This is a genomic window from Enterococcus sp. DIV0236, assembly GCF_050558525.1.
Taxonomy (GTDB): Bacteria; Bacillota; Bacilli; order Lactobacillales; family Enterococcaceae; genus Enterococcus; species Enterococcus faecalis.
The window spans coordinates 807,368-819,519 of the sequence record NZ_CP187891.1; the positions used below are offsets into that span (position 1 = coordinate 807,368).

Consider the following 12,152-nt stretch of genomic DNA (forward strand, 5'->3'; position numbering starts at 1 on the left):
TTTTTAAGAAAATATGAAGAAATTGGAAATTTATTGGCACTATATTGTTTTCATATGAAAGATAGTGCGTTATAATAGTGAGGATTATAAGAGAATGCTCATAGAATTTTCGTTGATTATAATATAGGAGGTCATAAAATGACAAAACAACAATTTGGCGTAGTCGGCATGGCTGTCATGGGAAAAAATCTTGCTTTAAACATTGAAAGCAGAGGCTATACAGTTGCGCTGTATAACCGTACAGGATCAAAAACAACAGAAGTGGTTGAAGAACATCCTGACAAAAACTTTCAAGCAACATACTCAATTGAGGAATTTGTGAATGCAATTGAAAAACCTCGTCGAATTATGTTGATGGTTAAAGCTGGACCTGCAACAGATGCGACAATCCAAGAATTGTTACCACACCTTGATAAAGGCGATATCTTAATTGATGGCGGTAATACGTTCTTCAAAGACACAATGCGACGTAATGAAGAACTAGCAAACTCAGGAATTAACTTTATTGGTACTGGCGTTTCTGGCGGAGAAGAAGGAGCCTTGAAAGGACCATCTATCATGCCTGGCGGACAAAAAGAAGCGTATGAGTTAGTTGCGCCAATTCTTGAAAAAATTTCAGCTAAAGCAGAAGACGGTGAACCATGTGTGACTTACATTGGCCCAAATGGTGCTGGACATTATGTAAAAATGGTTCATAATGGGATTGAATATGGGGACATGCAATTAATTGCTGAATCCTACGATTTAATGAAACAAATCTTAGGTTTATCTGTTGATGAAATGGCAGAGATTTTCAAAGAATGGAACGAAGGCGAATTAGACAGTTACCTTATCGAGATCACGGCTGACATTTTGACACGTAAAGATGATGAAGGAACCGACCAACCAATCGTTGATGTTATTCTTGATGCAGCAGGCAACAAAGGAACAGGTAAATGGACAAGCCAAAGTGCGTTAGATCTTGGTGTACCATTACCATTAATTACAGAATCAGTATTTGCACGTTTTATTTCGGCTTACAAAGAAGAACGCGTAAAAGCAAGTGGCATTTTATCAAAACCTGCAGCCTTTAACTTTGCAGGTGATAAAAAAGAATTGATTGAAAAAATTCGCGAAGCATTATACTTTAGTAAATTAATGAGTTATGCGCAAGGTTTTGCACAACTCCGTGCAGCTTCTGAAGAATACGGATGGGATTTACCATTTGGTGAAATTGCAAAAATCTGGCGAGCAGGTTGTATTATCCGTGCACAATTCTTACAAAAAATTACCGATGCATATGAAAAAAATCCAGCACTTGAAAACTTGTTGTTAGATGAATACTTTGTAGAAATTACGAAAAAATATCAACAAGCCGTTCGTGAAGTTGTTGCGATTGCTGTTCAAGCAGGTGTTCCTGTACCAACATTCTCATCTGCAATTGCTTATTACGATTCTTATCGTTCAGATCGCTTACCAGCGAATTTAATTCAAGCACAACGTGATTACTTCGGTGCTCATACGTACGAACGCACAGACAAAGAAGGAATCTACCATTACAGCTGGTACAACGAAGAATAAACACGCTGGAGACCATGAGTGTGGCTCACCATGCTCATGGTTTTACTGTGGCTTAAAAAAGAACCAGACAGATTGAGTAGTAATTCTCTAATAAGTAGTAAGGAATAAAAAGGTTGAGCTTGAGTATAGCTTTTAAAGAGAAAGGACAATTAATCAAATGAGCAACATTTTAATTATTGAAGATGAAAAGAACTTAGCGAGATTCGTTGAGCTTGAATTAAAACATGAGGGGTATACGACAGAAGTACACTACAATGGTCGTACAGGATTGGAAGCCGCTCTTAACAACGAATGGGATGCTATCCTTCTTGATTTGATGTTACCAGAATTAAATGGATTAGAAGTATGTCGCCGTGTTCGCCAAGTGAAAAATACACCAATTATTATGATGACTGCGCGTGATTCAGTAATTGACCGTGTTTCTGGCTTAGACCATGGAGCGGATGATTATATTGTTAAACCATTTGCAATTGAAGAATTGTTAGCTCGTTTACGTGCGTTACTTCGTCGTATTGATATTGAGGGCGATAAAAACGTTGCAAAACAAACAACGATTACATATCGTGACTTAACAATTGAAAAAGAAAATCGTGTCGTTCGTCGTAATTCTGAAATGATTGAATTAACAAAACGCGAATACGAATTACTATTAACGCTAATGGAAAACGTGAACGTTGTCTTGGCACGTGATGTGTTACTAAATAAAGTTTGGGGCTATGAAACAGAAGTAGAAACAAACGTTGTGGATGTATATATCCGCTACTTGCGAAATAAAATTGACGTACCTGGAGAAGAAAGCTACATCCAAACTGTCCGTGGAACTGGCTACGTTATGCGTTCGTGAGAACTAATTAATGAAAAGAACGATTAAAAAAGAACTGGAAGGCCCATCTTTAACTATAAAGTGGGCTTTCGCAAGTTCTTTCTTTATATTTGTAGTTTTTACCATTTTTGCGGTGATTACCTATAAGTCTTCTGTCAGTCTTATTGTTGCCAAAGAAAAGGAAAATGTCGAAGCAACGATTGCAGAAGTAACAAATCGATTAGCTAATGCCAATGAAAATTTAACGGTAACAGACGTTTTTGACTATTTAAAAACGCCGAGTGAAAGAGATGAAAACTACTATAATAAGCATACAGCAGTAGAAGGTTCGTTTATGGAAATGGACAGTTTCATATCTGAACTAGGACAACCAGAACTTTATTTATCTGTGTATGACACAAACCAAAAGCTAGTTTTTAAAACACAAAATGAATATGATAAGTTATTACAATTGGATCGACAATTACCTGTTGTTCGAACCGTTTTTGATAAAACCGGTTTTTATTCCGTGGAACCTATTTTTTCAAAAGAAACACGAGAAAAGATTGGCTATATTCAAGCGTTTTATGAACTTTCTTCTTTTTATGAAATTCGTAATCATTTATTATTAACACTTGTAGTTTTAGAAGTGATTTCTCTGATTGTAAGTAGTGTCTTAGGCTTTATCCTCTCTTCTTATTTCTTAAAACCATTAAAAGTATTGAGAGACACAATGGATACAATCCGCAAAGACCCGCAATCAGATGTCCACATGCCGGAGATTAATACGAGAGATGAGTTAGCAGATATCTCGGAAATCTTTAATGAAATGTTAGATCGTATGAGACGCTATATCGAACAACAAGAGCAGTTTGTTGAAGATGTTTCCCATGAATTAAGAACGCCCGTTGCGATTATGGAAGGCCATTTAAACCTTTTAAATCGTTGGGGGAAAGACGATCCTGAAATTTTAGATGAATCATTAAAGGCCAGTTTACAAGAAATTAGTCGTATGAAGAGTTTGGTCCAAGAAATGCTTGACCTTTCACGCGCTGAACAAGTGGACACCCAATATGCAAATGAACGAACAGATGCTAAACAAGTAGTCTACCAAGTATTTAATAACTTCCAATTGGTTTATCCTGAGTTTCATATCACGTTAGATGACGATTTACCAACCGAAGTTGAACTGAAAATCTATCGTAATCACTTTGAACAATTGCTAATTATTCTATTAGATAATGCGATTAAATATTCAACCGATCGAAAAGAAGTGCATATTTCCATTTCTCGAACGATGAATGAATTTGAAATAGCTGTGCAAGATTTTGGTGAAGGAATCACTGAAGAAGACTTGGAGAAAATATTTGATCGATTCTATCGAGTAGATAAAGCCCGTGCAAGAAATAAAGGCGGTAATGGCTTAGGACTATCAATTGCAAAACAATTAGTCGAAAACTATAAAGGACGTATTGATGCAGAAAGCGTATTGCATCAAGGAACGATCTTTAGAATTTTTATTCCAATCGCTGGAATAAAAGAAGAGAGCAACGTACAATAAAGTACGTTGCTTTTTTTACGAATGATTAACGAACATTTCAGTAAGAGAAAAGGGATTATAAGATAAAGAAACGAATGTTTTCTTTGCAGAAAATATTCATCGTTCGAAATTGAAAAAAATGTTATTTTTCTGCAAAATAATAGTTGCGTTTTAGAAAAATCCTTGGTATATTAATATCTGTTCTGACAAACAGTTCGTTAAGAAAAAAGTTTTAAAAAGTTAAAAATTTTTCTTGACGAAAAGATAAATAACATGTTAGAATAACAAAGTCGTTAAAGAGATTGCTTTTAAATCAATCATTTGATCAAAAAAACTTGTTATAAAATAACAAAAAAGTTTTAAAAAGTTGTTGACAAACAACTGAGATAATGATAAGATATAGAAGTTGTCACAACAGACGACAACGACCGAGCGAAACAACTTAAAAAAACTTTTTCAAAAAAGTTCTTGACATTCAAATGAAAGTTTGTTATGATATAAAAGTTGCTGCGAGGTAACGTAGACCTTTGAAAACTGAACAAAGAATAGACGAACCAAATGTGTAGGGCGTCTTGATTCAATTCAAGACAACAAACATTTTTAACAAGCAAGCAATATGCTAGCAAACAAATTGAGCTTAACAATCGAAAGATTGTTCTAACTTTTATTATGAGAGTTTGATCCTGGCTCAGGACGAACGCTGGCGGCGTGCCTAATACATGCAAGTCGAACGCTTCTTTCCTCCCGAGTGCTTGCACTCAATTGGAAAGAGGAGTGGCGGACGGGTGAGTAACACGTGGGTAACCTACCCATCAGAGGGGGATAACACTTGGAAACAGGTGCTAATACCGCATAACAGTTTATGCCGCATGGCATAAGAGTGAAAGGCGCTTTCGGGTGTCGCTGATGGATGGACCCGCGGTGCATTAGCTAGTTGGTGAGGTAACGGCTCACCAAGGCCACGATGCATAGCCGACCTGAGAGGGTGATCGGCCACACTGGGACTGAGACACGGCCCAGACTCCTACGGGAGGCAGCAGTAGGGAATCTTCGGCAATGGACGAAAGTCTGACCGAGCAACGCCGCGTGAGTGAAGAAGGTTTTCGGATCGTAAAACTCTGTTGTTAGAGAAGAACAAGGACGTTAGTAACTGAACGTCCCCTGACGGTATCTAACCAGAAAGCCACGGCTAACTACGTGCCAGCAGCCGCGGTAATACGTAGGTGGCAAGCGTTGTCCGGATTTATTGGGCGTAAAGCGAGCGCAGGCGGTTTCTTAAGTCTGATGTGAAAGCCCCCGGCTCAACCGGGGAGGGTCATTGGAAACTGGGAGACTTGAGTGCAGAAGAGGAGAGTGGAATTCCATGTGTAGCGGTGAAATGCGTAGATATATGGAGGAACACCAGTGGCGAAGGCGGCTCTCTGGTCTGTAACTGACGCTGAGGCTCGAAAGCGTGGGGAGCAAACAGGATTAGATACCCTGGTAGTCCACGCCGTAAACGATGAGTGCTAAGTGTTGGAGGGTTTCCGCCCTTCAGTGCTGCAGCAAACGCATTAAGCACTCCGCCTGGGGAGTACGACCGCAAGGTTGAAACTCAAAGGAATTGACGGGGGCCCGCACAAGCGGTGGAGCATGTGGTTTAATTCGAAGCAACGCGAAGAACCTTACCAGGTCTTGACATCCTTTGACCACTCTAGAGATAGAGCTTTCCCTTCGGGGACAAAGTGACAGGTGGTGCATGGTTGTCGTCAGCTCGTGTCGTGAGATGTTGGGTTAAGTCCCGCAACGAGCGCAACCCTTATTGTTAGTTGCCATCATTTAGTTGGGCACTCTAGCGAGACTGCCGGTGACAAACCGGAGGAAGGTGGGGATGACGTCAAATCATCATGCCCCTTATGACCTGGGCTACACACGTGCTACAATGGGAAGTACAACGAGTCGCTAGACCGCGAGGTCATGCAAATCTCTTAAAGCTTCTCTCAGTTCGGATTGCAGGCTGCAACTCGCCTGCATGAAGCCGGAATCGCTAGTAATCGCGGATCAGCACGCCGCGGTGAATACGTTCCCGGGCCTTGTACACACCGCCCGTCACACCACGAGAGTTTGTAACACCCGAAGTCGGTGAGGTAACCTTTTTGGAGCCAGCCGCCTAAGGTGGGATAGATGATTGGGGTGAAGTCGTAACAAGGTAGCCGTATCGGAAGGTGCGGCTGGATCACCTCCTTTCTAAGGAATATTACGGAAATACACATTTCGTCTTTACTTTGTTCAGTTTTGAGAGGTCTACTCTCAATCAAATAAGTTCGGGGCCTTAGCTCAGCTGGGAGAGCGCCTGCTTTGCACGCAGGAGGTCAGCGGTTCGATCCCGCTAGGCTCCATTGATAGCTTTTGCTATCAAATTCGTTCATTGAAAACTGGATATTGAAGTAAAAAGAATCAAAACAAACCGAGAACACCGCGTTGAATGAGTTTTTTAATAAGTTCAATTGCTTATTTATTGATTAACCTTCTATCGCTAGAAGAAGTGATCAAGACCCAACCGTAAGGTTGATAAGGTTAAGTGAATAAGGGCGCACGGTGGATGCCTTGGCACTAGGAGCCGATGAAGGACGGGACTAACACCGATATGCTTTGGGGAGCTGTAAGTAAGCTATGATCCAGAGATTTCCGAATGGGGGAACCCAATATCTTTTATAGGATATTACTTTTCAGTGAATACATAGCTGATTAGAGGTAGACGCAGAGAACTGAAACATCTTAGTACCTGCAGGAAGAGAAAGAAAATTCGATTCCCTGAGTAGCGGCGAGCGAAACGGGAAGAGCCCAAACCAACAAGCTTGCTTGTTGGGGTTGTAGGACTCCAATATGGTAGTCTGTTAGTATAGTTGAAGGATTTGGAAAATTCCGCTAAAGAGGGTGAAAGCCCCGTAGACGAAATGCTAACAACACCTAGGAGGATCCTGAGTACGGCGGAACACGAGAAATTCCGTCGGAATCCGCGGGGACCATCCCGCAAGGCTAAATACTCCCTAGTGACCGATAGTGAACCAGTACCGTGAGGGAAAGGTGAAAAGCACCCCGGAAGGGGAGTGAAATAGATCCTGAAACCGTGTGCCTACAACAAGTCAAAGCTCGTTAATGAGTGATGGCGTGCCTTTTGTAGAATGAACCGGCGAGTTACGATTGCATGCGAGGTTAAGTCGAAGAGACGGAGCCGCAGCGAAAGCGAGTCTGAATAGGGCGAATGAGTATGTAGTCGTAGACCCGAAACCATGTGATCTACCCATGTCCAGGTTGAAGGTGCGGTAAAACGCACTGGAGGACCGAACCCACGTACGTTGAAAAGTGCGGGGATGAGGTGTGGGTAGCGGAGAAATTCCAAACGAACTTGGAGATAGCTGGTTCTCTCCGAAATAGCTTTAGGGCTAGCCTCGGAATTGAGAATGATGGAGGTAGAGCACTGTTTGGACTAGGGGCCCATCTCGGGTTACCGAATTCAGATAAACTCCGAATGCCATTCATTTATATCCGGGAGTCAGACTGCGAGTGATAAGATCCGTAGTCGAAAGGGAAACAGCCCAGACCACCAGCTAAGGTCCCAAAATATATGTTAAGTGGAAAAGGATGTGGGGTTGCACAGACAACTAGGATGTTGGCTTAGAAGCAGCCACCATTTAAAGAGTGCGTAATAGCTCACTAGTCGAGTGACCCTGCGCCGAAAATGTACCGGGGCTAAACATATTACCGAAGCTGTGGACTACACCATTAGGTGTAGTGGTAGGAGAGCGTTCTAAGGGCGTTGAAGGTCGATCGTGAGGACGGCTGGAGCGCTTAGAAGTGAGAATGCCGGTATGAGTAGCGAAAGACAGGTGAGAATCCTGTCCACCGTATGACTAAGGTTTCCTGGGGAAGGCTCGTCCGCCCAGGGTTAGTCGGGACCTAAGCCGAGGCCGATAGGCGTAGGCGATGGACAACAGGTTGATATTCCTGTACCAGTTGTTTTTGTTTGAGCAATGGAGGGACGCAGTAGGCTAAGGAATGCATGCGATTGGAAGTGCATGTCCAAGCAATGAGTCTTGAGTAGAGTTAAATGCTTTACTCTTTAAGGACAAGTTGTGACGGGGAGCGAAATAATAGTAGCGAAGTTCCTGATGTCACACTGCCAAGAAAAGCTTCTAGTGAGAAAACAACTGCCCGTACCGTAAACCGACACAGGTAGTCGAGGAGAGTATCCTAAGGTGAGCGAGCGAACTCTCGTTAAGGAACTCGGCAAAATGACCCCGTAACTTCGGGAGAAGGGGTGCTGACTTCGGTCAGCCGCAGTGAATAGGCCCAAGCGACTGTTTATCAAAAACACAGGTCTCTGCAAAATCGTAAGATGAAGTATAGGGGCTGACGCCTGCCCGGTGCTGGAAGGTTAAGAGGATGGGTTAGCTTCGGCGAAGCTCAGAATTGAAGCCCCAGTAAACGGCGGCCGTAACTATAACGGTCCTAAGGTAGCGAAATTCCTTGTCGGGTAAGTTCCGACCCGCACGAAAGGCGTAACGATTTGGGCACTGTCTCAACGAGAGACTCGGTGAAATTTTAGTACCTGTGAAGATGCAGGTTACCCGCGACAGGACGGAAAGACCCCATGGAGCTTTACTGTAGTTTGATATTGAGTGTTTGTACCACATGTACAGGATAGGTAGGAGCCGATGAGACCGGAACGCTAGTTTCGGAGGAGGCGCTGGTGGGATACTACCCTTGTGTTATGAACCCTCTAACCCGCACCACTAATCGTGGTGGGAGACAGTGTCAGATGGGCAGTTTGACTGGGGCGGTCGCCTCCTAAAAGGTAACGGAGGCGCCCAAAGGTTCCCTCAGAATGGTTGGAAATCATTCGAAGAGTGTAAAGGCAGAAGGGAGCTTGACTGCGAGACCTACAAGTCGAGCAGGGACGAAAGTCGGGCTTAGTGATCCGGTGGTTCCGCATGGAAGGGCCATCGCTCAACGGATAAAAGCTACCCTGGGGATAACAGGCTTATCTCCCCCAAGAGTCCACATCGACGGGGAGGTTTGGCACCTCGATGTCGGCTCGTCGCATCCTGGGGCTGTAGTCGGTCCCAAGGGTTGGGCTGTTCGCCCATTAAAGCGGCACGCGAGCTGGGTTCAGAACGTCGTGAGACAGTTCGGTCCCTATCCGTCGCGGGCGTTGGAAATTTGAGAGGAGCTGTCCTTAGTACGAGAGGACCGGGATGGACTTACCGCTGGTGTACCAGTTGTTCTGCCAAGGGCATTGCTGGGTAGCTATGTAGGGAAGGGATAAACGCTGAAAGCATCTAAGTGTGAAGCCCACCTCAAGATGAGATTTCCCATTTCTTTAAGAAAGTAAGACCCCTGAGAGATGATCAGGTAGATAGGTTGGAAGTGGAAGGCTAGTGATAGTTGGAGCGGACCAATACTAATCGGTCGAGGACTTAACCAAAGAATGGATAAGTAAAAGCAACTTGGTTATTTTGATTCAAACTTCAATCCAGTTTTGAGTGAATGAAGATTCAACTCAATAAGAAACAACACCCAGTGTGGTGGCGATAGCGAGAAGGATACACCTGTTCCCATGCCGAACACAGAAGTTAAGCTTCTTAGCGCCGATTGTAGTGAAGGGTTTCCCTTTGTGAGAGTAGGACGTCGCCACGCGATTATTCCGGCATAGCTCAGTTGGTAGTAGCGCATGACTGTTAATCATGATGTCGTAGGTTCGAGTCCTACTGCCGGAGTTTAACATATGAAATATCATGAGTATGTGCTTCTTTCAGCTATGGAGAGTTGTCCGAGAGGCCGAAGGAGCATGATTGGAAATCATGTAGGCGGTAAACACTGTCTCAAGGGTTCGAATCCCTTACTCTCCGTTTCATATTTACAAACTGGCCCGTTGGTCAAGCGGTTAAGACACCGCCCTTTCACGGCGGTAACACGGGTTCGAGTCCCGTACGGGTCATTTATTTTAATAGTAACATTCCTTTTTGGAGGTTTAGCTCAGCTGGGAGAGCACCTGCCTTACAAGCAGGGGGTCAGCGGTTCGATCCCGTTAACCTCCATTACTCGGTTGGTTCCGTGGTGTAGGGGTTAACATGCCTGCCTGTCACGCAGGAGATCGCGGGTTCAAATCCCGTCGGAACCGCCATTTAATGTTGTTACTTGAAAATTATTTGGACAAGCTTTTGTTTTAGGCGTGGTAGCTCAGTTGGTAGAGCAACGGATTGAAGCTCCGTGTGTCGGCAGTTCGACTCTGTCTCACGCCATTTATGGAGGAATAGCGAAGTGGCTAAACGCGACGGACTGTAAATCCGTTCCTTAGGGTTCAGTGGTTCGAATCCACTTTCCTCCATTTTAGGGGCATAGTTTAAAGGTAGAACAACGGTCTCCAAAACCGTTGGTGTGGGTTCAATTCCTGCTGCCCCTGCCATTTAATTATTTAATAGATACACTTTTTAAGATTACGGCGATCGTGGTGAAGTGGTTAACACACCAGATTGTGGCTCTGGCATTCGTGGGTTCGATTCCCATCGGTCGCCCTTTGTAATTTTATTGGGGTATAGCCAAGCGGTAAGGCAACGGACTTTGACTCCGTCATGCGTTGGTTCGAATCCAGCTACCCCAGTTTTTTTGTAACAAAAATGGAATATGGCGGTATAGCCAAGTGGTAAGGCAGAGGTCTGCAAAACCTTCATCACCGGTTCAAATCCGGTTACCGCCTTCCAAAATATCTTGCCGGCGTGGCGGAATTGGCAGACGCGCTGGACTCAAAATCCAGTTCCTTCACGGGAGTGCCGGTTCGACCCCGGCCGCCGGTATACTAAAGACTGTTAAATCATTGATTTAACAGTCTTTTTTGTTTATTATTTTCTAGAATACATAAAAAAACCATCTCAAAAAAATGAGATGGAAAGTTAAGTGAGAGAGTGATAAGTATAGTGCGAATAAATACAAGGGTTACAGAAGAATGTGGGGGTTCTGCATCATCGTCATTAAATGTTCCTGCAGTAGGAATATGAATTTCTGTCATATTATATTCAATAACTTGAACTGTGATGATTGCAACAGTTCCAATGATTGCTAACATAGTAGTCATACTTTCACTCCTCTCTTAATTTTAAATAAAAGTACTTACTTAACTGATTGACTAGAGACTAAAAAGATACATCAACATGAACGTTGAGCTTTAGCACTATACAACGTAAAGATCACTCTTAGCTATTTTGAGAAAAGCCTTCTCCTCGACCAGTCTTGTTCTACTCATTGGTGTCTCTCGACATTTCTGAGCAATAGCCTATGTTTGTATAGGAGCCTCACCTAACTTATTACAAAGAAATAATAGTCTTTTAAGTAACTCTTTGTCAAGACATAAGCAGAAGTCAAAACAGTTCTATTTACAAATGAATGCGACGAACCATTTCTTCTGTTATTTGTTCTACAATATCAATGGTTGTTTTTGGCGAACGTTGATTTCTGGGGATATCGATTGAGTAAATTTTGGCAATACGACCAGGATTTGCATCCATTAATACAACCCGATCAGAAAGTTGAACTGCTTGTTGAACATCATGCGTGATCATCACAATTGATTTAGTCGCAATTTGATTGTTTAGCCAAATTTCTAATAAATCGTTAGATAATTGGCTGGCTGTAATGATATCTAAAGCTGAAAAAGGTTCGTCTAAGAGCAATAAGCTAGGTTCGATGGCTAAAGCACGAGCAAAGCCTACACGCTGTTTCATTCCACCAGATAACTCTCTGGGATAAGCTTTTTCAAAACCAGTTAAACCAATCATTTCAATGAGATTACTGACTCTTTTGTTTATTTGTTCACGGGAAATTTCTTTACGGTTTTCTAAGCCAAAGCTGATATTTTTTTCAACTGTCAACCAAGGAAAAAGGGCAAAATGTTGAAAAACCATGCCGATATTGGCATCAGGCTCATTAATGATTTTATCTTCAAAAGTAATTTCACCTCTAGTTGTACGAAGAAGTCCAGCAATACTTCTGAGCAACGTTGATTTTCCTGTTCCTGATTGTCCGATAATACTTAAAAATTCATTCGTTTTAACTGTTAAATCAATATTTTCAAGGACTTTTAAATGTTCTGAATGTCCTTCAATTTCAAATTCTTTATATACTGATTTTATGCTTAATAATTCTTTATTTTCCATCGTCTTATTAGATAGGTAAAGGGAAATCACCTATCGTTCTCCTCTCTAGTTTATCTTA

At 42.6% G+C, this 12,152-nt stretch carries 5 protein-coding genes, 13 tRNA genes, 3 rRNA genes and 1 riboswitch; of the genes, 19 read left to right on the forward strand and 2 right to left on the reverse strand.

Annotated features, from left to right (window positions below; translation table 11 throughout):
• Positions 1–138 precede the first annotated feature (138 nt).
• From gndA to IGK27_RS03995, 19 genes are all read left to right on the forward strand, one after another.
• Complete coding sequence (gndA, locus tag IGK27_RS03905; protein ID WP_002355953.1) at positions 139–1,560, forward strand: NADP-dependent phosphogluconate dehydrogenase; 1,422 nt, start codon at positions 139–141, stop codon at positions 1,558–1,560.
• Positions 1,561–1,717: 157 nt separating this feature from the next.
• Positions 1,718–2,404: a response regulator transcription factor gene (locus tag IGK27_RS03910; protein ID WP_002355954.1), complete on the forward strand. Its 687-nt coding sequence runs from the start codon at positions 1,718–1,720 to the stop codon at positions 2,402–2,404.
• A 10-nt stretch (positions 2,405–2,414) separates the two neighbouring features.
• On the forward strand, positions 2,415–3,923 hold the full coding sequence (locus IGK27_RS03915; RefSeq protein WP_002363430.1) for a HAMP domain-containing sensor histidine kinase: 1,509 nt from the start codon (positions 2,415–2,417) through the stop codon (positions 3,921–3,923).
• Positions 3,924–4,567: 644 nt separating this feature from the next.
• Positions 4,568–6,128: ribosomal RNA gene (locus IGK27_RS03920) — 16S ribosomal RNA — on the forward strand.
• A gap of 79 nt (positions 6,129–6,207) precedes the next feature.
• Positions 6,208–6,280, forward strand: a tRNA-Ala gene (locus IGK27_RS03925).
• A gap of 176 nt (positions 6,281–6,456) precedes the next feature.
• Positions 6,457–9,369: ribosomal RNA gene (locus tag IGK27_RS03930) — 23S ribosomal RNA — on the forward strand.
• Between the two features lie 96 nt (positions 9,370–9,465).
• A 5S ribosomal RNA gene (gene rrf / locus IGK27_RS03935) occupies positions 9,466–9,581 on the forward strand.
• Together the 16S, 23S and 5S rRNA genes with 13 tRNA genes alongside form the textbook arrangement of a ribosomal RNA operon.
• A 6-nt stretch (positions 9,582–9,587) precedes the next feature.
• Positions 9,588–9,661, forward strand: a tRNA-Asn gene (locus tag IGK27_RS03940).
• Positions 9,662–9,704: 43 nt separating this feature from the next.
• Positions 9,705–9,793 (forward strand) — tRNA-Ser (locus tag IGK27_RS03945).
• 17 nt (positions 9,794–9,810) lie between these two features.
• A tRNA-Glu gene (locus IGK27_RS03950) sits at positions 9,811–9,882 on the forward strand.
• Between the two features lie 27 nt (positions 9,883–9,909).
• A tRNA-Val gene (locus IGK27_RS03955) sits at positions 9,910–9,982 on the forward strand.
• 10 nt (positions 9,983–9,992) lie between these two features.
• Positions 9,993–10,068 (forward strand) — tRNA-Asp (locus tag IGK27_RS03960).
• A gap of 45 nt (positions 10,069–10,113) precedes the next feature.
• A tRNA-Phe gene (locus IGK27_RS03965) sits at positions 10,114–10,186 on the forward strand.
• A 5-nt stretch (positions 10,187–10,191) separates the two neighbouring features.
• A tRNA-Tyr gene (locus IGK27_RS03970) sits at positions 10,192–10,272 on the forward strand.
• Positions 10,273–10,276: 4 nt separating this feature from the next.
• Positions 10,277–10,350 (forward strand) — tRNA-Trp (locus tag IGK27_RS03975).
• 36 nt (positions 10,351–10,386) lie between these two features.
• A tRNA-His gene (locus IGK27_RS03980) sits at positions 10,387–10,459 on the forward strand.
• A 14-nt stretch (positions 10,460–10,473) separates the two neighbouring features.
• Positions 10,474–10,545, forward strand: a tRNA-Gln gene (locus tag IGK27_RS03985).
• Positions 10,546–10,570: 25 nt separating this feature from the next.
• Positions 10,571–10,641: transfer RNA gene (locus tag IGK27_RS03990), tRNA-Cys, on the forward strand.
• A 13-nt stretch (positions 10,642–10,654) separates the two neighbouring features.
• Positions 10,655–10,738 (forward strand) — tRNA-Leu (locus IGK27_RS03995).
• A 17-nt stretch (positions 10,739–10,755) separates the two neighbouring features.
• Here IGK27_RS03995 and IGK27_RS04000 read toward each other — a convergent pair.
• Both IGK27_RS04000 and IGK27_RS04005 read right to left on the reverse strand, forming a co-directional pair.
• Complete coding sequence (locus IGK27_RS04000; RefSeq protein ID WP_002363651.1) at positions 10,756–11,016, reverse strand: hypothetical protein; 261 nt, start codon at positions 11,014–11,016, stop codon at positions 10,756–10,758.
• A gap of 68 nt (positions 11,017–11,084) precedes the next feature.
• A riboswitch (M-box (ykoK) riboswitch) is annotated at positions 11,085–11,252 on the reverse strand.
• Between the two features lie 62 nt (positions 11,253–11,314).
• On the reverse strand, positions 11,315–12,094 hold the full coding sequence (locus IGK27_RS04005) for an ABC transporter ATP-binding protein (protein WP_002360638.1): 780 nt from the start codon (positions 12,092–12,094) through the stop codon (positions 11,315–11,317).
• Between the last annotated feature and the right edge of the window lie 58 nt (positions 12,095–12,152).